The sequence below is a fragment of the Nostoc sp. CALU 546 genome, from assembly GCF_048836525.1.
In genome coordinates, this window is record NZ_JAWJTF010000133.1 from 1 (window position 1) to 22,327 (window position 22,327).

Genomic DNA, 22,327 nt, shown 5'->3' on the forward strand with positions numbered 1-22,327 from the left:
AAGCGCTCTAAAAATTACGAGAAACAACGCATCAAGATTGCTAGACTTCATCACACGATTGACAACACTCGCAAAGATTTTCACTTCAAACAAGCTCACGCCCTTTGTGATGCTGGTGATATGGTCTTCATGGAAGACTTGGATTACCGGACTTTGGCTAAAGGGATGCTGGGCAAACAGATGCTTGACGTGGGGTTTGGACAGTTCCGAAACATCACCAAGTATGTTTGTTGGAAGCGTGGTAAATTCTTCGGTGAAGTCAATGCTAGGGGGACTTCTCAACAATGTCCTGAGTGTGGTGCAGAAGTTAAAAAAGACTTGAGTGTTAGAGTGCATCATTGTCTTAGTTGCAATTACATTACAGATCGTGACGTAGCCAGTGGGCAAGTAATTAGAAACAGAGGAATAGAACTGATTAGTACGGCGGGGCACGTCGGAATTCAAAATGCCTATGCAGACGGTTTGCCGGGGATTGGGGAAACTCAGTCTAGGTCAAAGTCGAAAACCCGCAAGGGAGTAACTAGGAAGTCTAAGAAGTGATTCTTAGAAGCTCCGCACCTTCAGGTCGGAGTCATGTCACGCCTATCTAGACAAGAGAGACAAGGGAGACAAGGAAATAAGAATGAATAACCAATGCCCAATGCCCCATGCCCCATGCCCCATACCCAATGCCCAATGCCCCATATCCAACATTTACAATCGATTAGTATCTTTAGTAACTAACTTCCAACCTTCAGCTTGATCAATTAGCTTCATCGACTCTAATTGAAGATTGGTGAAAGCAGATGTATGAAGTAGAAAGTAGGGTTGGCTGTTGTAGTGCCAATAATATTGGAGTTCACCGACAGAAGCAGGAATGATGGTGCGATCGCTATAATAATCCAACGAGGGACGATGGTGGGGAAAAGATGTGTAAATCTTCTTCGTAGCTGGATTTGCCCGCACAATCATAGCGGCGACTGGTTTAACTGGATAAGCTTCAGATAATTCCCAAACCCAGTAGTTAGATTTCATTAACAGCAGCAGCGAAATATAACTTCCCCAAAACAAAATCTTCAGAAATTGCCCGTCGCCCCGCTCTGCTAAAATAGCGGCTAAGGTCATAGTTAAAGCTACTGCTGCAAAAATCAGTTGTAAGTCTGCTTTGGGTGTTGTACCCCAACTGAAATAAATGCTACCAGCAGAAGCAGCCACAGCAAGTATTGCCAAACCAGCAACCCAAGCACGGGGATAGGATGAGATTAAAGGCGAATTTTCTGTATCTGATAATTGGATACCAAAAGCTAAAGCTAAACTAGGATAAATCGGGAATAGATACCAGGGAACTTTGGTAATCATGAAAGAAATTAGCAGCAGGTAAACACCACTCCAGGCCATTACTAGTTTTGCCCAGCTAAGGTTGCGATTTTCCCAGGTTAAGCGGACAGTTTGTGGTAAGAATAATAACCATGGCCATGTGTACTTGAGAAGTTCAATCACATAGTACCAAGGTGGTTCAGAATTTTCCTCTACACCTGAAGCAATTCGGCCTACTGATGGGTTTGCAAGGCCAACTTGAGCGAAAGTGTAACCATAGTGGAATAGTTGGGCACTATACCAACCAACTACAGGCAGAATGCCAATTAAGATTGCGATCCAAAGATAGTAACAGGTGAGTAGTCGTGGCGTATCCCAAAACAGAAATACAAGAGCGATCGCGCCGAGAAATGCGCCTAGAAGTCCTTGAGTTAGGCAAATCAAGCCAAAACTAATGCCAACACCAAGGCAATAACGTAAATCTCGGCGCGATCGCAACACGCACAACATCATCACCATCAAAAAACTTACCATCACCCCATCCAACATTGCTAACCGCCCATGACGCACCACGGGTAGCATTGTTAGGTAAATCAAAGCGCTATAAATCGCTGCCCAACGCTGGCGAAATATCTCTCGAGCAATGCAATACAGAAAAGGTACAGATGTCGCAGTTAAAATTGCTCCAGGTAGACGCGTTGTTAATTCATTTTCACCTAAGAGAGAATAAGCCCAAGCAATTAGCAAATGCATCAAAGGCGGCTTGTTATGATACGGTTCGCCTCCTAGTGTTGGGTAAAGCCAACGCATTGAACCTGCTGGTGCGTGCCAAATTTCACGAGCAACCTGTGCCACAGTCCCTTCATCCCAATCTCGCAGTGGCAATCCTCCCAGATTGATGCTAAATAGTAATACTGCTGCCAACAGCAACACTATTAGCCATAACCAATCAATCCATTTGCCAACCGTGCGATGCTGTTTTTCCAGATGACTCCAAATAAAGCTTCCTTCTTGCATATTCTATGTTAATCATTTTACTTGCTGGTTTGATTACATAGAGACCAGAGCGAATCTCCAATGTTGCCACCCAGTAGCAACGTATGTTCTTAACAATTGCTAGTTTCCAAGATTAACTCAACTTTTTATAATTAGCGCTATTTTTTTTTAAATTTATCGGAATTATTTAAAAAGCATTCAAGCCGAAAAAGATAAAAATAATACAGACAATAATTTTTTTATTACTTGTTTTCTAATCCGTAAATTAACTTGTGTTTTATTTTGTATGTGACGCTTAGTTTAATTTTTATCCGCTTAATTGTAACTTAGCTAACTTTAGAAAAGTATGAGCTAATTGCTACAGGGATTCAATGAACTGCTGAACACTTAAAAGATTTGTTTTAAAAAACATAAAAAATATAAAACAGGAGTCAGAATACAGAATTCAGAATTCAGAATACTCTACCCATAAAGAGATAGAGTTTTAAGGTGAGAATATTTTAATTTTTTCGCCCACAAGGGGCGAAAGCGCGTAGCAGGACGAAGTATGGTTTTAACCAATATTCGTCACCTATTCGTACAGAATTCATACTGTTAGCGATAGCGGGGCATTTAGCCCATTCTGTATTCTGACTCCTGAATTCTGAATTCTTCTTACAAAATAAATTGAAAGACTTAATAGAGAAATCCCAACATGAGCTTGACTGAAAAAATCCAATCTTTATTTGTTATTATTGCTATCTTAATTGGGCTGATATTAGGACAAATTAAATGGGTTGAAGAAAATTCTGCATTCCTAATTGTTCCATCCTTGATGGCTATGCTCTATGGAGTGTTTTTAAATATTCCAATTAATCATTTTGGTCAGGCATTTAAAAACTACAAGATGACCGGATTGATTTTGGGAATTAACTTTATTTGGACACCTATTTTTGTTTGGGGATTGGGAGCTATTTTCCTACGAAACTCTCCCGATCTTCGGATTGGGCTAATTATGCTGATGGTTACACCTTGTACTGACTGGTATCTCATTTTTACAGGGATTGCCAAAGGAAATGTTGCTTTGGCTACAGCCTTACTTCCTTGGAATATGATCTTGCAAGTGGTTCTCCTTCCCGTCTATCTGTTAGTTTTTGTTGGAAAATTGGTGCAGATTGATGTAGCGATTTTTCTCGAAAGCATTGCACTGGTTTTAGTTGTTCCTATGCTTTTAGCGTTTATCGCTAAGTGGTTAATACCAAAGGTAAACGGGTTTTGGCGTGAAATTCCATTGAAGATAGCAGCAGGGCAAACGCTATTTCTGTGTTTGGCAATTACAGCAGTATTTGCCTCGCAGGGGCAAACCCTAATTCAGCGTCCAGATGTACTGCTAAAAATATTACCATCCATCCTTATTTTCTATGTAATTACCTTTTTGCTGACTCAAGTAATCTCACGATTCGGCAACTTTAGTTACGAGGATTTTGCTTGTTTCAGTTGTACAACACTTGCCCGCAATTCACCTCTTGCATTGGCGATCGCTACATCTGTTTTTCCTGATCGTCCTTTGATTACCCTTGTTTTGGCTATTGAACCACTTATCGAACTGCCGGTCATGGTGCTAGTCTCACAGTTGTTGCTCTTTCTGCGTCATAAAGGGCGGTATTCTCAGATGGAGAAATAGCTAAATTGGCGTTAAAATTGCATATTCAGCTTGACTTTTAAAGCGAATAGCTTAACATTATCAAAATGAAAATTTTGTGATCTATCATTAGTGGCGGGTATGTAGAAAGTTCCCCGCAGGAGATGCCCACTTTCTTGTTCGCAATTCTTCTTCAAAAAATAAAAATAACTTGTAGTTTTAATTCTTTATTCTGAAAAACAATCTCAATTTGTCTGATAAATTCTCGAAAGTAAAATCGTCGCTCTGTTTCTGACAAATCTAACCAAAATTGTGGTATAGAAACAGCTTGAGCAACAGAACGCAAGTTAACTGGGGGGAGAGTTGCCAGTTTTGCTTCGAGTTCAGAAATTTCTGTGCGGAGTTTGTAAGCTCTTAACTTTGCTGTTTCGGCATCTAAAATTCCAGTTTCGATTAAAGCGGGTAACTGAGCAAGTATTTCTTGCTGACGAGCGATCGCTTGTCCTAAACTATTCTTCACTGCATCCAATTGGGGAAAGTTCATCCCCGCTACAGCTAAGGGTAAATCACGGCAAACCGTTTCAATTGTATGTTCTAAAACCTCTTGATAGGGAATAGCCTTACACTTGGGGCGTTGAGGACAGCTAGTAGAACGTAAATAAAGATACTCCTTATCTTGATTGCGTTGGGTGACACGAGTAACTGTCAGATGTGACTGACACTCAGCACAGACAACCAACCCAGCTAAAGAACGCCTAGCACTAGCAGTTCGGGATGGTAAACGGCTGTTACGGCGTAAAAGTCGGTCAACTTGGGCTGCTTCTTCCTTAGAAATTATCGGAATATGGGTATTGGAGATAATTTCGCCATTTTGGTAAGCTGTATTGCCGCGATAAACTGGATTAGTCAGCCAGCGTCTTCCTGTGGTGACAGAGATTTTTTTGCCGTATTTTTTCGCCAAGTAACGCACTGAACCCCGCAGGGAACCATAGAGTAAAAAGTGTTCAAAAAAATCTTTGACTACTGGTGAAGTACTGCGATCAACAGTATATTTTCCCTTACCTCTGCGATAGCCGTAGGGAACTTTGCCCGGTGGCGGTGCAACCTCAAGACGATTACGGGCGTGTCCTTGACGGATGCGACGACTACGTTGTTGACGTTGGACTGCGTGTAGCAAATTCAGCAAGTCAGCGCCCAGAGGGTAATTTTCGGAAGTGTAGGGCTGTTCAGTAGCGATGACTGCGATTCCCATCACTTCGAGTTCATTCAAGCGATCGCTAATTTCCTCTACAGTATCCCCTAATTCTTCCAACCGACGAATCAGGAGATAATCTGCTGGTTCAGTTTGGCAATCGGTGAATAATTGTTGTAATTGCGATCGTCCAGAAGACTTTTGCTTGCCCAAATCTTCATAAACCCGATCCACCTCCCATCCCCAATCAGCTTGATCGGGAGAAGATTCTAATAACGGATCTGTGTAAGAGTAGGCAATAATTTTCATTTGTCATTGGTCATTTGTCATTTGTCATTTGTCATTTGTCATTGGTCATTGGTCATTAGTTTTCTTCCCCTGCTCCCTCTGCTCCCTCTGCTCCCTCTTGCTCCCTCTCACTGCTGACTCAACTCGATAATATTGCCATCAGGGTCTTGAGTGAAAAGAGCAGCGCGGCCGGAGGCGCTGGCTTGAATGGGATGATTATGATTGAGCAATTCTTGTTTGGCGGTGTCTAAGTCAGCAACAGAGAAAGCAATGTGGGGATTGCGCCCCCATTTTTCATTTGGGTTTTCTGTGGGGACATTAGGTGCAACTATCAGGTGAAGTTGGTAGTCGCCGACTTGATACCATACACCAGCATATTTTAGGGAACGATCTATTTTAGATAATCCCAATACTTTGCCATAAAATTGCTCGGAGCGTTCTAAGTCAGTCACAAGAATCGCTGTATGGAGACTTTGAATAATCTGCATTATCGGTAAGATGCGATCGCGTTTATTTAAATTCTGACGTAGTTTGAACTCTTTGGGGGAAGGGGCAAGGGAGACAAGAAGAATAACCATGACAAATGACCAATGACCAAGACTAATGACCAATAACTAACGGCAGTTTAACTGTAAACGTTGTCCAGCCCTGAGAACTGGTAACTTCAATCGTGCCTTGAAGATATTTCACTAACTTCTTAGCCAATGTTAAACCTAATCCTGTGCCGCTTTGTTGCCAGCGTTCCCGTTTCGGGTTGCCGTAGGCATCGCTTTGAGGGATTCGGTAAAACGGCTCAAATATTCGAGATTGTTCTTGTTTCGGGATTATCACCCCAGAATTGCTAATTGTGATTTGAAAGTAGGGAACTTGAAAATTATGTAATACACCAGATTCAGCATCCTCATTTCTGAGACTTTTTGTGGTGTAAATTACCTGAACATCGACTGCAATCTCTTCATCAGGCGGAGTATATTGACAAGCATTGTTGAGTAACTCTGAGATAATTTCGGTCAGGCTAGCCAAGTCTGAAACTAAAAGTGGTAAATTTGGAGAAACACTAACTTTAAACGACTGTTGCCTAGCTTGAGCGCGTTCCTGAAAATATTCGGCAACATGAGGCAGCCAGTTTTGAAGTTGAATTGAAGTTAATTCCAACGGGTAGACATCTGCATCAATCATTCGCATATGCAGCAAATTATCTACTAAATCTAGTTCTTGTTCGCACTGATCGCGCAGAATAGTTAAGTAGCGGGCTACAGATTCAGACGGAGAAAGTGGTTTTAAATTTAAAACGCCCTGCCGGTCAAGAATATTTTCTAGTACGGAGATGGCCATTTTGATGTTTGACAAGGGTGTTCGCATTTCATGAGAAGTGGTTGCCAGAAAATCCTCTTTCAACTGGTTTAGCCGTTGGAGTTCTGCCACTTGAATTTCTAGTTGTTGGGCACGTTCCGCTGCAAGATTGCGTTCTTCGGTTAACCGTCGTTGCGTGTCATCCCGAAAAACTAATACGGCTCCTGTAATTACACCGCTATTATTTCTCAGGGGAGTAGCACTATCAGCTATTGGTATAGTTGTCCCATCTTTAGCAACTAGTAGGACGCCACTACCTAGATATATAAAAGTTTCTTGTTTGAGGGCTGCGATAATGGGATTTTCTACTGGAAACTGAGTTTGTTCGTCAATGAGTTTGATAACTTCAGTTAATATTTTGTCCTTAGCTTCATTCCATCGCCACCCTGTCAGGGCTTCAGCTACCTGATTGATGTACTTAATATGTAATTCAGTATCTACTACAATTACCCCATCACCCATTCCTCGAAGCACAGAACTCAAAAATTGCTCGCGATTGTAGCGATTGAGTGCTGTTTGAATGGCAACGTAAAGTTCTTGCTCTTTAATGGGCTTGATAATATATCCAAAGGGAGATGTCAGCGTTGCCCGCTCCACAGTGTTTTTATCTGAATGACCCGTGACGTAGATAACAGGAATTTGCAGATGATGCCAAATTTGCTCTGCTGCTTGGATGCCGTCCATCTCACCCCGTAACCTGATATCCATTAAAATCAAGTTTGGGCGTAATTTACTGGCTCTTGCAATTGCCCCTTCTGTGGAATCGGTGATATCTAGAACAACATACCCCAGAGACTCCAAGCTTTCTTGTAAGTTGATAGCAAGAATATATTCATCTTCAACAATAAGGATTCTAACTATCTCCTTTCTCTGTGTATTTTCTGGGGTGCTAATCATGTTTATCCGCGGCTATTTGCAAAAGTAATTTTGAACTGTGTTCCCTGTTGAGAGTCAATTTCAACCTTTCCCCTCAGTTGCTTGACTAAACCCTGGACAAGAGTTATACCCAGAGTTTTAGCTTTCTTGCCATCGAAGTTTTCAGGTAAACCAATACCATTATCTCGGATGATGAGTGTCAAAATGCCCTCAGATTCTTGATAAAACTTAACCTCAATTTCCCCCCCACGATTACCAGCAAAGGCGTATTTCAAAGCATTGGAAACCAGTTCATTGATAATCAAGCCACAAGGAATCGCGGTTTCGATGTCGAGGCTAGCATTATCAACTTGAATGTTTAGTTGAATCTGGCTGGAATTAACGTTATAGGAATCAAATAAATGAGTTGTTAAATCTGGAATGTATTGAGCGAAATCAATATCAGCGAGGTCTTCAGAGCGGTACAGTTTTTCATGAACTAGGGCAATGGAAGCAATGCGGTTTTGGCTATCGCGCAAAATTGCTCTCACCACAGGATCTTCTGTCCGTCTGCACTGCATTTGCAGCAAACTGCTGACAATTCCTAAATTATTCTTCACACGATGGTGAATTTCTTTGAGTAATACCTCCTTTTCTTTCAGAGAGGCTTTGATTTTTTCCTTTGCTTGTTTTTGCTCGGTGATATCTTGTTGGACAGCTACAAGGACGCTTCCATACTCAGGATGCCCAAAAACGGAAGTGGTCGCACTACACCAGAATGGAGTGCCATCTTTTTTAACATTCTGAACTTCATAGGTTGCTTCACCGTGTTGAATAACAGCAGTTTTAATCGCTTGATTAACTTCTTGAGGTGTAGTACGTTCATCACCGTAGTTGACAATTGACACATGCTGACCAATTAATTCACCAGGTTCATAGCCAAACATCTGCTCAAATTTAGGATTGGTGTAGACAAACACGCCATCTGTAGCACGAACTAGGCAAATTCCCTCCGCCATGTTGCGGGTGATTACTGCTTGCAGTTCTAACATCTGTTCAGCACGTTTGCGTAAGCGAAGCTCGTCGTAGACATCGCTGGTTTCAACTACAACAATGCCTATACTAATGGGTTCATCGACTTCAGACTGAATCGGAAAGTAGGAAGCTAGCCAAGTCCGAATCACACCGGGGAGTTTTGGAGTTTCTCCAGTGATCTCCACATCCAAAATCGGTTCACCTGTTGTCAAAACATGTTGCAATACCTGCTCCAGCTTTGGTGTTAAATCGGGGATAATCTCCCGCAGTGTTTTGCCAATATGTGCTGCTGTGGGAATGCCATTAATTTCTGCTAATGCTTCATTAATAAATGAGAAACGCAGTTCTCGATCAAGAATGGTTATACCAACGGGTGCGCTATTGATAAAGGCATCCAATAACTTTTGCTTGTGAGCCAGTTCTCGTTCCAATATCTTACGTTCTGTGATGTCGATCGCCACCCTACCGACTAACTTTTGTGCGGAAAATCCCAGAATCGGGAACTTATATACCAAAAATTCACCAAGGCTACCGTCTGGTCGAGGAGCAACTTCGATCGCCTCAAGTACCTGATTTGTCTGTGTGACTGTCCGAATGTGATCAAAATGCTGCCGAGCAATTTCATCTGGGTAGAGGTCAGAAATGGATTGCCCAATCACCTGTTCGGGTAGTAATTTAAATGTCCGCAGGTATGTTTGATTTAAGTAAAGTACACGCCCATCTGTATCAGTTATCCAAGCTAGTACCGGGCTGTTGTTCATAAATGCCTGGAATCTGGCTTCACTTTCTCTTAACGCTGCTTCGGCTTGTTTGCGATCAGTAATATCAATGATCACACCCAGCATCCTTACAGCTTCGCCTGCTTCGTTGTAGACGCCGCGCCCTTTCCCAGTGAGCCAGTGAACACTGCTATCGGGGTAAATTACCCGATATTCAGCTTCATAATTAGTATGTTGTGCTAGGGCGTTGAGTAAAGTCTGCTCAACTCGGTCAACATCCTCTGGATGAATGGAATTACGCCATAGCTGGTACTTCGCAGTTAATGTTTCTGGCTCCAACCCTAGCAAGCGAAAATGGTTGTCGTTCCAGAGGACTTCTCTTGTTTGAACATTCCAATCCCAAAGACCGATGTGGTTAAATTCCAAGGTTAGCCTCAATTGTTCTTCATTTTTGGCTAAGGCTGCTTCAGCTTTTTGGCGATCGCTTAGTGCAACTTCCCGTTCGGTAACATCTTGGGCAGTACCATAAAGGCGAATCACCTGTCCATCGGCGTTGAATTCTGTATGTCCAATACCCTCGAAATAGCGATTAGAACCATCTATCTGGGGTACACGGAGAATTTCTTTGTAGGACTCACCAGTGGCGATCGCTCGCTCAACAGCTTGGTGCAATTTCTCCCGATCTTCAGGGTGATACAATTGCAGATTTTCTTCATAGTTCGGCTCAAGAAGTGCGGGTTCTCGATTGAAGAGGTCGAAAAGCCCCTTTGACCAGGTAATTTTGCCACTACCAAGTTCAAATTCCCAATTGCCAAGGCAAGCAACTCGCTGGGATTCTTCTAGCAAAGCTTGACTTTTGCGTAGTGTTTCTTCAGTGCGCTTGAGATCGGTGACATCTACCACCAGTCCATCCCAAGCTATACGCCCATCCTTTATCTGACGTGGCGTAGAGCGAAAATGCAACCATTTGAGTTGACCACTAGGCGTTCGGATTCGCAGCTGAATATCTAACACAGATAGATTCAGGCGGGATTCTTCAAGGGCTGTCTGTAGGCGGGGGATGTCCTCTGGGATAAATTGGCGATAAAGCAGAGATGAATCTCTGAGTACATCTTCGGTCTTAACTTCTGTTAGTCTTTCAATTCCCCCACTCAAGTAGGAAAAGCGATCGCTACCATCCAATTCGCGGATCACCCGATAAACTGCTCCATTGGGTAGATTATCTCCAATCAAGTACAACATCACTTCACGCTCATGCAAGGCTAATTCGGTTGCTTTGCGTTCAGTGATATCTCGCCCTTCTGGAATCAACAAAATAACTTGACCCGTCTCATTTTGTAGCGGACGTAGTGAAAAATCGATTGTTGCGACTCGGTTATTTGCACCGAGAACATCAACTTCATAGCGGACAAACTCCCCTTGAGATGCACGGGCGATCGCTTGTTTTAATTCTTCTTGAGTTTGGGGTGAAATTGTCCACCAGTGTGCTTCCCAAAAAGGACGATTGATCACATCTTCAAGCTTAATTCCGCCAAAACTGAGTGCAGTCTGGTTAGCCTCCAGTAAAATGCCATCTGGCGTTAGCAGTCCTGTAAATTGGAAGGTGTTATTGAAGATAGCGTAAAAACGGCGATCGCTTTCCTGCAATTTGGCAGTGCGTTCCTGTACTTTGGCTTCTAACTCGGCATTGAGTGTTTGGAGGTTGTGGTAGAGTTGGGCTTGTTGAATAGCGATCGCTAGTTGCACCCTCAGTTGGTTGAAAAATTCCACCTCAAATGTCTGCCATTGTCGGGGTGCAGAACATTGATGCACAATAAATAGTCCCCAGAGTTCAACTGCGGGAGTCTTCTGGTTCTCTAACAGAATAGGGATAACTAAATTCGCCTTCACCTGAAACTGTTCCAAAAGTTGAATACAGCAATCACTTAAACCCGCTTCGTAGATATTCGTCGCTGCCCAGATTTTTCCTTGGCGGTATTCTTCCTCTTGGCTTTGCTGAAAACAGGTATCTTCAATTTCCAGTCCCAAAGTTGGTATCCATTGGGGTAAAACCGACTCTGCTACGACCTTACCCCGCATCTTATGAGTAAATTGATACACCAGCACGCGATCAGACTTGAGTAACTGGCGGACTTCTTGAACACTCCTGGCGAGGATATCTTGAAGCTTCAAGGATTTGTGGATATCAAGAGCGATCGCCCCAATTAACTTTTGTTGTTCCTGTAGCTGTTTTAGCTGCTGCATTAGCTGTAATTGATAGCTGTTAACCTAAATTTATCCCTGGTTAAGTCTTTTCCCTAATTCACATTTGTTACTGGGATTCAATCATTTAATTGCAGCAATAAATCAATTTAAACCCTGTTATGCTTCTGGATGATTTAGCTCCTGAACTACTTGCTTATTCCGGAAAGTGACAGAAAAGGATAAATTAAATCCCCGCACCATCAAGAAAATCTTCAATCATCCCATCAGAATTTTTGCTTTTAGGCTTGTTGTAAAGCTCAGTTGAGGACAAACTTGATTGTTCCAACTGCTCGAACTGTTTCTCTAGAGACTTGACGCGTTCAAATAAAGCACCGATTACTTCAGCTTCTACGTCGCGGACTTTATCATGATCCAGAGCATTACTAGACAGGTTGTTCTGACGAGTCACGCGTCCTGGAATCCCAACTACAGTAGTATTGCTGGGGACATCTCGTAGCACCACAGAACCGGCTCCAATCCGGACGCGATCGCCAATTTGAATATTTCCCAATACCTTTGCACCCGCTCCCACAACTACATGAGAGCCTAAAGTTGGATGGCGTTTACCGCTTTCTTTCCCAGTCCCGCCAAGGGTGACACCTTGATAAATCAGTGCATAGTCGCCCACGATCGCAGTCTCACCAATCACAACTCCCATCCCGTGATCAATAAACACTCCCTGGCCAATTAATGCCCCTGGATGGATTTCAATCCCGGTTAAAAACCGACTAATATGAGAAATAAACCTTGGTATAAACGGAATTCCAATTTTGTACAGCCAGTGTGCCAATCGATGGCATATTAGGGCTTGGAGTCCAGGGTAACAGAACAATACTTCTAGCCAGTTACGTGCTGCTGGATCACGCTCAAAAATGGTTCGCAAATCGGTTAATAGCATACTCTGTTGAGATTTTTGTTGGTAGGTGAGGCTCTGAAAACAGAAACTCAGGATAATTCCCACAAAAAGATCAAATTATTTATGGGAATTGTGTAAAATAACAATCTACGGTAAGTCGATAGAATATAGTGTTTTTGTGGGTAGTAAGTGGGATGCTATCACATTCCACACTTGGAAAAAATTAATTTCGCATAAACTGCGATAAGTCTCTCAATTCACCGTAGTATGTTGAGTACAGTCTTGAATAGCCAAAACTACGCTCTCTTGGATCTGTCTTCCAAAGTGGAATATGCGCTGCTGGCACTATTAGAACTGGCAAGCCACCACGGAAAAAAACTTCCTCTAACCATGAGCGAGATCACTGCCAAGCAACCCATACCTGAACGCTATTTGGAACAAATTTTGACCAACCTCCGGCGTGCTGGTGTGGTGCAGAGTCAACGCGGCTCTAAAGGAGGTTTCGTTTTAGTTCGTGAACCTTGGCAGATTACACTGCTGGAAATTGTCACTTTGGTTGAAGGTGAGCGGAAAGAGAAAGATACTTCTGACTCTACGACTCTGGAAAAGACTCTGATTTATGAAGTTTGGGAGCAAGCTAACGCTGCCTCAATTGAAGTTTTGGGTCGTTATACACTCCAAGACTTGTGCGAGGAAAGAGAAACTCGCGCCCAGCAAAGCCCGATGTATTATATTTAGACACGACGGAGTACCCACATGCGGATAGCGAAAGATATCACAGAGTTAATCGGCCGAACTCCTTTAGTTCAATTAAATAAAATTCCCCAAGCTTCAGGAGCGGTTGCTCGGATTGTGGTGAAGCTAGAAAGCATGAATCCAGCATCATCTGTGAAAGACCGGATTGGCGCGAGTATGGTGGAAGCGGCAGAAGAAGCAGGCTTGATTCACCCTGGAAAAACTGTTTTAGTAGAGCCGACTTCTGGAAATACAGGAATTGCGCTGGCGATGGTGGCGGCCGCCAAGGGATACCATCTTATTCTAACGATGCCTGACACAATGAGCCACGAAAGACGATCAATGCTCAAAGCTTATGGCGCTCAATTAGAGTTAACGCCAGGGGTAGAAGGGATGCGAGGAGCGATCGCTCATGCAGAGGAGATTGTAGCTAAAACGCCCAATGCTTATATGTTGCAGCAGTTCCGCAACCCCGCCAACCCGAAAGTTCACGCCGAAACCACAGCCGAAGAAATCTGGGATGATACCGATGGAGAGGTAGATATTCTGGTGGCGGGAGTGGGTACTGGTGGGACGATTACAGGAGTTTCAGAAGTTATTAAAAAACGGAAGCCGAGTTTTCAAGCGATCGCAGTTGAACCAACCAAAAGTCCGGTATTAACAGGTGGTAAATCAGGGCCTCACAAAATCCAGGGTATCGGTGCGGGATTTGTCCCAGCAATTTACCGTTCAGAACTGGTAGATGAAGTGATTCAGGTAGCAGATGAGCAAGCGATCGCTTACAGCCGTCGTCTAGCAAAAGAAGAAGGATTACTATCGGGGATTTCTACTGGTGCTGCTTTATACGCCGCTATTCAAGTAGCACAACGGCCAGAAAATGCAGGTCGCCTAATCGTGATGATCCAGCCTAGCTTCGGCGAACGCTACCTCAGTACCTCACTATTCAAAGACCCAGAAGAGAATGAGTGGTTGAGTAAAGTTTGATTCCCTATACCAATTTTAGATTTTAGATTTTTGATCTAAGTAGCTAGGCGTAAATAAATTAAAGTTTGTAGTAAGGACTTTAGTCCTGATAATCATTGTTTTGAGCGATTAATCGCTCACTACGAACTAGCATTTTATTTTATGTTTAATTCTATCTACTTACTGAAATCTAAATCTAAAATTGGCTTAATTATCTACTAGAATTTTCACCAATTTCATCGGTACTTTGATTATTTTTCACCAAAATCATTAAACAGACACAACTAGCAGCTAGCTTTATTAAGCTTAAAGCTCCACTTTTTAATACGATAAAAGCCCCTAATCCTATAAGAACAAAAGGCACAAGATTATTAACGTAGTGAGTCAATATATCAGCTATTACTCTATTGTTAGTTAATTTGTATGCCGTATAGCACCAGATTCCTAACAAGATAAAGAATGATCCGATAATTACCACAAAACTCTCTAAATTACTGCTAGCAAATAAAGGCACGTAGACACTAATATTATCGCTACCATTGGCAATTGTAACGGCTGCCACACTATAAGCTTGGGGAGAGAAAAAACTAGTAATTGTTGATGCTTCAGCTTCTTCTGTTGCAGCTACAACTTCTCTTGATGAATCTTCTTGCCGATTTACTAAGCTACTGATACCTATGGAAATTGGGAGTAAACCAAGTAATCCAATCCAGCTTTTTGATAAAACTAACCCACCAAATAAACCTGGAAGACTAAGGATTAACAGAACTGTAAAACCTAAAAACTGTCCAGCAACTATATGCCGGGGACGAAAGTTAGTATTTATTTGAGAAAAAAACAACAATAGAATGACAATATCATCTATGTTAGTGGCAATGAACGCAATTGCCCCTGTAGTAATTGCAGTAACTAACTCGTTCATATTTTAAAATAAAGAAGAATTCAGGAGTCAGTAATAATTACTGTGTAATTTTAAATCTAAGTTGTGCCAGAAGCGTAAGTATTTCCCCAATAATTACGAATTACGTTAGCGCAGCGTTAGCGACGCAGGAGCGTCATTACGAATTACGAATTAGTGTATTTGGTATGGTGATAAATCATAGGTTCTAAAAATCCAGGATGAGTAAGCTAGGGACAGCCTTCAGTGAAGGGATAATTGCCTTCATCGCCACTAACATAGATGACATCATTATCTTGTTAATCTTTTTTTCACAAGTAGATGTTAATTTTCGGCGACGGCATATCTTGCTAGGTCAATATGTAGGTTTTGCAGCCATTATCATCGCTAGCTTACCAGGATTTTTTGGTGGTTTGGTTGTACAGCGAGAATGGATAGGATTACTAGGACTGCTACCAGTAGGAATTGGGATTCAACAATTAGTATCTAGAAAAGAAGAAACTATATCAGTTCAGACAGTCAGCAGTGATTTTAGACAGTCCACACCCACTAACCCAGTATTGTCTTTTATTTTGAGCGTTTTACATCCCCAAACCTATAAAGTGGCAGCAGTAACGATCGCAAATGGTGGTGACAATATCAGTATATATATCCCTTTATTCGCTGGTCAGGATCTTGCCAGTTTGGGAGTAATTTTAGGTATATTTTTTATCATGGTAGGGGTTTGGTGTGCGATCGCTTATTTTTTAAGCCGTCAACCTACCATTGCTTATGTTTTAAGTCGCTACGGTAAAGCTGTCGTACCTTTTGTGTTAATTGGTTTGGGTCTGTTCATTATGTATGAACGAGGCACATTTACTCTACTACCTTGGGTGAAAAGTTAATCACCGTTGGATCTTGAATGCTGGATTTGGGATTGAACGATGAAAACTCCAATCTAAAATCTAAAGTTTGTCATAGAAATACACACAAAATTGTTGGTATTCGCTCTTTGGAGAAAACTTTTTGTTTACCAATTCTTAACCTAGACGAGGTTGATCATCAATATAATGATTTGACTTATTGAAAGCTGTGTAATGCAATACTCCCTTATACCTGCAATTGGGTGCAATCCTATCCGTTTTCGCCCAAGCATTCAACCTGTTTTTTGTCTGATTTCAATGATCGCCCCGTTTTTGTGCTTTTCCTCAGCACAAGCGCAGATCATCGGACAAGATATCACTTCAATTACTACTGATACTGCTTCGTTTCCTACTATATCTATTACCAAGGTTGCAGGTGACAGCGAATTTGCAGGCAATACTTTTACTCTCAATTTCGGGGGGCAAATTGAATCAATTACAGGATTGACAACCACAGGAGGCAGCACAACATTTAGATCCATCCCTGCTTTTGTGCAGATTCGCCGTAACCCCGCTAGAGATGAGAGAAAGCTAGCTTACTACAGAGGCAGTTTCGACTCCTCCTCTAAGACCTTTAACTTTCTCAGTTTAGGCCCACTTCCAGAGAAAACGCTGTTTAGTATCAACAATATCTTGGCAGGCCCAGATAACGTTTTTACTAACATAGGTGCAAATTTAGGCGGCACACCTTACAACGGTAACGCTAGTATCGAGCGGCTTGACTTTGTACTTGTTAGACCTGTCAAGGCAAGTAATAAAATTCGCTTTACCGTCTTCGAGCGTGGATTACCTACTGGACACGATGGTTTCGGTATTGCGGCGATTACAGGTGTAGATAAACACAAAAATCCCACTTCCTACGGCCCCATTTACGTGATAGCAGCTTCCAGTTGGGGTAAAACACCATTACAAGACCCGATACCACAATATTATTTCCTGAATAATGCTGCCAAAAATAATCGTGGAATTCCCATAAACCCTGCACTCACTATTCCACCGAACCAAATTTTAGGAGGTATTCTGATTCGTACCGACGAACTCGTGTCACCAGGAAAAAAGGTATATGGCTATTCACTGTTTGCCCCTGATGTCACTTGCACTCCAAAAACACTGCTGAATGTTGCTAATTCTTGTTTTCCTACGAATACTGGAACGAACGGAGGGATAGATTTAGCCGCACCTAATCTGGGTGCTGTCTTTTTTGGAGAGTGAGGATTGTCAAACTTGATGAACTAATTTCCAACTCACCATCATCAAAATAGCGTAAATGATAAACCGTAGTGGGCGTTGTGGGGCTATCTGGCAAATTTTAGCACCTAGTAACACCCCTGGCACAGAGCCTAACCATATAGGTAGTACCAAACTCCAATCAACTGTTCCTAAGCTGAGATGACCAAGGGCTGTAAACAGCAGTAAAATCGCTGCGTGCGAAATATCTGTACCCACTAATTTCCGGGCATCAAGGCGGAAAAACCCAATCAGCACTAGGGCAAACATTGAACCTGATGAGACGCTAGTTAGACCGACGAAACAGCCTAAAATTGCTCCCAAGGTGATTGTTAGGAAACGACCAAAGTTAGTTTCTAAATCTAACTTTGGCAGTTCGGGTAAATTAAATTTTGGGAAAAAAGTCAATAACAACAATTGTACTAGTGCCGACACTGTGACTAGCAAAATCATCCCGCCAAGCAAACGGAGCAAGATGTTATCCAGGTTATACTCACCTGTACGTTTAATGAAGTGCAAAATTCCCACCCCGAACAGTGAACCTGGAACACTCCCAAATGCCAACCATTTGACAACTTCTGTGTCAAGGGTTTTCTGTTCCCAATGCTTGACGCTACCAACAATCTTCATCAATGTGGCAGCCACAACATCAGAACTCACAGCAATGGAAGGCGGAACCTGAAAGACAAAAATCAACATTGGGGTGATGAGAGAGGCTCCGCCAATTCCTGTTAAACCAACGATGATGCCAACAAAAAAGCTTAAGAATGGTAGTAATAAATAGTGCATACTCTTTGGGGTTTCAACAATTAGTTATCAGTTATCAGAATCCTGTTGAGCTTTCCTTCCGCTTCTATAAGTGAGCGGTTTCGGTTAAGGTTTAAATCCCCCAATGAAGCTTTGATAACTGTTCACCGACTTAACTACGAGCAGCTATAACTGAAAGTCAGCTAAAGCTTCACTACTAAAGAGCATCAAGTCAGCCAAACTATAGCCCAGTGGTAAACAGAGCTAGTGATGGCAAATTATTGTGTTTCTCAAGGGATGAGTGACACAAAGGTTATCCAGCTAAAAGTTAGGGCAGAGGATTTCTGGACAACTTAAAACCTGTGTGGAAGTTTTTGTAAGCATGACAACTTAACATTTAGCTGAAACAGACTTTGATAACTGCTTATGGGTCAGTTGCTCTGCTAAAATCAACTTCTAACGGGTTTTTCTGCGATTTTACATGTAAAAGCCGGTAAGGCGATACACTTACCGTATTTTACTCGTAAGCATGATTAAACGTCTAGCGTATTCGCGTTGTATATCCCTCACTTATCTGGATAAGACTCCGCAACAGTTTGGAATTGTGGAATTGGTTGCTAAAAAAATACCTAAATGAGTACGATATTTACCTATGCTTGCGATCGCTCTTGAGCAAAGCTTGGCGATTTACCGAAATTTATATCTAATGTCATATGACCAATTACTTTCGCTCTAATGTTGACGCAATGGCTAGCTATGTTCCTGGTGAACAGCCTCAACGCGGCACACAGATCATAAAACTTAACAGCAACGAGAACCCCTATCCTCCATCCCCAGCGGCATTAGCTGTGTTACGAAATATCGATGGTGAGTGGTTGCGGCGGTATCCAGAACCTTTCGGTGGGGAGTTTCGACAAGCTGCAAGTAAAGTTTTAGGAGTTCCTAGTGATTGGATCATTGTCGGAAATGGCAGTGACGAATTGTTGAGTGTAATCATTCGAGCCTGTGCAGAACCTGGGAAGAAAGTTGTTTACCCGATGCCAACTTACGTGCTATATCGCACCTTGACAGAAATGCAAGCGGCGGAAATTCTTGAGATTTCCTACAGCGAAGACTACAGCTTACCTTTGGAAGAACTAGTGGCTGCCAATGGGGCTGTGACATTTATTGCATCACCCAATAGTCCATCAGGACATGTAGTGGCAACAGATGACTTGCGAAAATTAGCCAGCCAGTTATCTGGAGTTTTAGTGATTGATGAAGCATATATAGATTTTACCGAAGAGAATGCATTGGCTTTGGTGAAGGAATACGAAAACGTCATCGTGATTCGGACATTATCTAAGGGGTACTCGTTAGCAGGATTGCGATTGGGGTTTGGAGTGGCAAATCCCAAACTATTGCAGGGATTGTTTAAGGTGAAGGATAGCTATAACATTGATGCGATCGCTTGTGCAATTGGCACGGCTGCTATTACCGACCAAACTTATAAAAATGCTTGTATAGCAAAGATTAAGGCATCACGGATTAAGTTGGCAAAAGACTTGAAACAATTAGGTTTTCATATTTGGGATTCCCAAACTAACTTTTTACTGGCACAGCCAACAGAGGGAAACGCAGAATATCTTTATCAAAAACTGAAGGAACGGGGAATTTTAATCCGCTACTTCAAGCAACCTGGACTAGATGATAAATTACGCATTACTGTTGGTACTGATGAGCAAAATCAGGCTTTAGTAGAGGCACTAATTTGTTTGTTAGAGATTGGGGACTAGTACCGCAAGGCGGAATTAAAAATTAAAAATTAAAAATTAAAAATGAAGACAGCATAAGGGTTTCGTTGATTTGGAATGATTGGTTTATTTCCGCCGTGTTGTACTAGGGATTGGCGATTAGGGATTGGGGACTGGAAAGATTTAGATGGGGATCAGACCACAACCAAATCTTACTCATATTTTCTTGCCCAATCCCCTATCCCCAGTCCCCAGTCCCCTATTCCCAATTCCCTAAAAGTCTGAGAATATCACTTGGAGAATGGGCAATGAAGTCAGCACCATGAGTTTTTAATTCCTCTTCAGTTCCATAGCCATAGGTGACGCCAATAGAAGCGATGTCATGGCGCTTGGCTCCAATGATGTCATGTGAGCGATCGCCTACCATCACCACACTAGAAGATGAAAGATTTTCCATCACTAAGATGTGATGAATCAAGTCGCCTTTGATGCTCCGGGTTCCGTCAAGTTCACTACCATAAACGCTATCAAAAAGCAATGATAAGTCAAAATATTCAATAATCTGCGTAGCATAAATGTATGGTTTGGAAGTCGCAACAAAAGTTTTATAACCAGCAAAACGAATGGCTTTTAGAATTTCTGGAATTTGGGGATAAAGGGAGTTTTCAAATAATCCAATGGTGGCAAAGCGATGACGATACAGTAGAATAGCCTGTTCAATTAAAGTGCCATCTAAGGTGTTGAGTAATTGCGAAAAGCTGTCTTTCAATGGGGGGCCAATACACCAATGCAATTCATCAGCATTCGGTGATTTGTAACCGAGTTCAGAGAGCGCATACTGAATGCAACCAGTGATTCCAGGCTTAGGATCTGTCAAAGTCCCGTCAAGATCAAAAAGGACAGCGGAGGAAGGCATATTGTATCTCAATGTAATTCTTCAGGAGGCAGGAGGTCGTTCGCGCAGCGTGTCGTAGACAAGGCAGGAGGCAGGAGGAACCCACGTTTAAAAACGTGGGATTGAAGTAAGGACGCTTTATACCGCACTTCGTGCCGCTACGCGCTTTCGCGCTGTGCGTCTCGGTATCATTCTTTTTATGAACTGGGCTTTAGAAGAGTGAAACTTTAGTTTTAATTGATACTCCTAACCTTCAGCATAGCTGCCTTTTTTGTAATGATGCTCTCTACAAGACGAGGAGTAAACGGCGCTAATGCTGCGCTTTTTGGTTAGAAACCTTTAAGTTCCTTTGAATCCCATACTACTTTCTACTTGTTGCTGTGCTGGAGTAGAATTCACCTTACTAGATGCAACTCTCTTAGAAGTCTGACGCCATGTACCAACTTGGCTCAAGAATATGCCTACTAAAATCAAGCTACCGCCAATATATTGAGGTAGGTTAGGGGCTTCACCCAAAATTAAATATGCTGCGAGGATGCCTACAATTGGGCCAAATGAACCAATTAAGGAAGCCGTAGATACATTAGAAGTTTTCAAGCCTTTAATCCAAAAAGATTGGCCTACCACTACAATCAACCCACCATAGAGAAACATCCACTGCCACAAGAATGGTGATAAGACATCAGCGAAATGATCTCTGCCATAGAGGACTAAAGCAATGAGGAAAAAGATTACGGTTCCTAGTGCAGTCCGAAAGATGCTATAGATTCCTAAAGGAATCTGCGAAAGGTGTTTTTTGCCAATAATCGTAGAAACAGCTATAACCACAGATCCCACTGCTGCCAAAAGTTCCCCTATGCCTAAACCGAAACCTCCCATATTTATCATGGTTTCTCCTGGAGGCTGAAGGATAATAGTTAGGATCACGCCGATAAAGGCTGCGATCGCTCCGATAAATTCCCAAATATTTACCCGTTCCTTCAATAACCACACTGATAAAGCCAGACTTAGAGGCGGTTCCAAGCGTCCTACCAAAATGACATTGTTCACTCCTGTGAGTGCCAGTGCTTGGAAAATTAAGCCAGGGGCCAATGCTCCCGATAAAATAGCTACTGCTGTCAGACTGACCCAATCCTTCCTTGAAAGTTGCTTCAAAGTAGCCTTGTTCCACTGTCGCCCATAGATTAGGATCAAAAGTATCAAGGCGCAAAGGTTTCCCACGAATAAAACATTACACAAAGAAATTGGATTGCGATTGCCGATGAAATGTTGAGCACCAATTTCTGTTAGCTTTCGGGTAACGGCACTAGATGCTCCAAAAATTAGCATTGCTAGCCAAAGATATGTTTGTCCGGGAATTCTATGGATTAGGCGATGTGGTTTTCTAGGTCTGGTCACAATAACACTACTGCAATGAAAGCATTGCTCATTATATTAAGTTGTCCTCATTCACTTCAGAATGAGGTTTTGTTGAGAAAATACTTAAATTATGCTGTGACTTTGAGCTACCATAGACCTCTTGCGAAAGTTTCTAACACCCCAACCCCTCCCCGCTTGCGGGGCTACGGTGTACACACAAGTCAAAAAAAGATCAATTTCGCATTATTCTCTCGTTTTTCTCGTTTCTATGCTCTGCATAGGAATGCCTGATTAGAGGCTCTGCCTAGGCTGTTGACTCTGTACCCTTTAGCCCGTAAGACTTCTTATGACAAAAAATGTGTCGCCTGTTTTTGACCTAAACTGCCTGAAACAGGCAGTTTAGGTCAAAACAT

The 22,327-nt window shown here is 42.3% G+C and carries 17 protein-coding genes; 7 read left to right on the forward strand and 10 right to left on the reverse strand.

Annotation, left to right across the window (positions count from 1 at the left end):
• Positions 1–540 (forward strand): RNA-guided endonuclease InsQ/TnpB family protein (locus RRG12_RS37900; protein WP_420762752.1); only part of this gene is annotated, 540 nt, incomplete at its 5' end.
• Positions 541–693: 153 nt separating this feature from the next.
• On the opposite strand, the gene RRG12_RS37905 is transcribed toward RRG12_RS37900, so the two are convergent.
• On the reverse strand, positions 694–2,313 hold the full coding sequence (locus RRG12_RS37905) for an ArnT family glycosyltransferase (RefSeq protein ID WP_420762753.1): 1,620 nt from the start codon (positions 2,311–2,313) through the stop codon (positions 694–696).
• Between the two features lie 673 nt (positions 2,314–2,986).
• Here RRG12_RS37905 and RRG12_RS37910 point away from each other — a divergent pair.
• Positions 2,987–3,955 (forward strand): arsenic resistance protein, encoded by a 969-nt coding sequence (locus tag RRG12_RS37910; RefSeq protein ID WP_420762754.1) that lies wholly within the window; start codon positions 2,987–2,989, stop codon positions 3,953–3,955.
• Positions 3,956–4,106: 151 nt separating this feature from the next.
• Here RRG12_RS37910 and RRG12_RS37915 read toward each other — a convergent pair whose 3' ends face one another.
• The 5 genes from RRG12_RS37915 to cysE all read right to left on the reverse strand — a co-directional run bounded on the left by RRG12_RS37915 (position 4,107) and on the right by cysE (position 12,497).
• Positions 4,107–5,414, reverse strand: a complete 1,308-nt coding sequence (locus RRG12_RS37915) for a recombinase family protein (RefSeq protein ID WP_420762755.1) — start codon at positions 5,412–5,414, stop codon at positions 4,107–4,109.
• Between the two features lie 107 nt (positions 5,415–5,521).
• On the reverse strand, positions 5,522–5,881 hold the full coding sequence (locus RRG12_RS37920) for a VOC family protein (protein WP_420762767.1): 360 nt from the start codon (positions 5,879–5,881) through the stop codon (positions 5,522–5,524).
• 112 nt (positions 5,882–5,993) lie between these two features.
• Positions 5,994–7,643, reverse strand: coding sequence for a response regulator (locus RRG12_RS37925; protein WP_420762756.1), 1,650 nt, complete (start codon positions 7,641–7,643; stop codon positions 5,994–5,996).
• A 2-nt stretch (positions 7,644–7,645) separates the two neighbouring features.
• The gene (locus tag RRG12_RS37930) at positions 7,646–11,599 is read right to left on the reverse strand and encodes a PAS domain S-box protein (protein ID WP_420762757.1); all 3,954 of its coding nucleotides are present in this window, start codon (positions 11,597–11,599) and stop codon (positions 7,646–7,648) included.
• Positions 11,600–11,783: 184 nt separating this feature from the next.
• Positions 11,784–12,497 (reverse strand): serine O-acetyltransferase, encoded by a 714-nt coding sequence (gene cysE / locus RRG12_RS37935; RefSeq protein ID WP_420762758.1) that lies wholly within the window; start codon positions 12,495–12,497, stop codon positions 11,784–11,786.
• A 225-nt stretch (positions 12,498–12,722) separates the two neighbouring features.
• Here cysE and RRG12_RS37940 point away from each other — a divergent pair, with 225 nt between their 5' ends.
• The gene (locus RRG12_RS37940) at positions 12,723–13,193 is read left to right on the forward strand and encodes an RrF2 family transcriptional regulator (protein WP_420762759.1); all 471 of its coding nucleotides are present in this window, start codon (positions 12,723–12,725) and stop codon (positions 13,191–13,193) included.
• 18 nt (positions 13,194–13,211) lie between these two features.
• Positions 13,212–14,174, forward strand: coding sequence for a cysteine synthase A (cysK, locus tag RRG12_RS37945; protein WP_420762760.1), 963 nt, complete (start codon positions 13,212–13,214; stop codon positions 14,172–14,174).
• A gap of 190 nt (positions 14,175–14,364) precedes the next feature.
• Here cysK and RRG12_RS37950 read toward each other — a convergent pair whose 3' ends face one another.
• Positions 14,365–15,075, reverse strand: a complete 711-nt coding sequence (locus RRG12_RS37950) for a cadmium resistance transporter (RefSeq protein ID WP_420762761.1) — start codon at positions 15,073–15,075, stop codon at positions 14,365–14,367.
• 197 nt (positions 15,076–15,272) lie between these two features.
• Between RRG12_RS37950 and RRG12_RS37955 the strand changes: the two genes are divergently transcribed.
• The gene (locus tag RRG12_RS37955) at positions 15,273–15,935 is read left to right on the forward strand and encodes a cadmium resistance transporter (RefSeq protein WP_420762762.1); all 663 of its coding nucleotides are present in this window, start codon (positions 15,273–15,275) and stop codon (positions 15,933–15,935) included.
• A gap of 192 nt (positions 15,936–16,127) precedes the next feature.
• Positions 16,128–17,165 carry a hypothetical protein gene (locus tag RRG12_RS37960; protein WP_420762763.1) on the forward strand — a complete coding sequence of 346 codons (1,038 nt, stop codon included), beginning with the start codon at positions 16,128–16,130 and terminating at the stop codon, positions 17,163–17,165.
• A gap of 6 nt (positions 17,166–17,171) precedes the next feature.
• Here the strand turns inward: RRG12_RS37960 and RRG12_RS37965 are convergent, their stop codons facing one another.
• The gene (locus RRG12_RS37965) at positions 17,172–17,969 is read right to left on the reverse strand and encodes a sulfite exporter TauE/SafE family protein (protein WP_420762764.1); all 798 of its coding nucleotides are present in this window, start codon (positions 17,967–17,969) and stop codon (positions 17,172–17,174) included.
• Between the two features lie 671 nt (positions 17,970–18,640).
• Here RRG12_RS37965 and hisC point away from each other — a divergent pair.
• Positions 18,641–19,702: a histidinol-phosphate transaminase gene (gene hisC / locus RRG12_RS37970; protein ID WP_420762765.1), complete on the forward strand. Its 1,062-nt coding sequence runs from the start codon at positions 18,641–18,643 to the stop codon at positions 19,700–19,702.
• Positions 19,703–19,919: 217 nt separating this feature from the next.
• Here hisC and RRG12_RS37975 read toward each other — a convergent pair whose 3' ends face one another.
• Positions 19,920–20,576, reverse strand: a complete 657-nt coding sequence (locus RRG12_RS37975) for an HAD family hydrolase (RefSeq protein WP_420762766.1) — start codon at positions 20,574–20,576, stop codon at positions 19,920–19,922.
• 318 nt (positions 20,577–20,894) lie between these two features.
• Positions 20,895–21,953 (reverse strand): DMT family transporter, encoded by a 1,059-nt coding sequence (locus tag RRG12_RS37980; RefSeq protein WP_069071004.1) that lies wholly within the window; start codon positions 21,951–21,953, stop codon positions 20,895–20,897.
• Between the last annotated feature and the right edge of the window lie 374 nt (positions 21,954–22,327).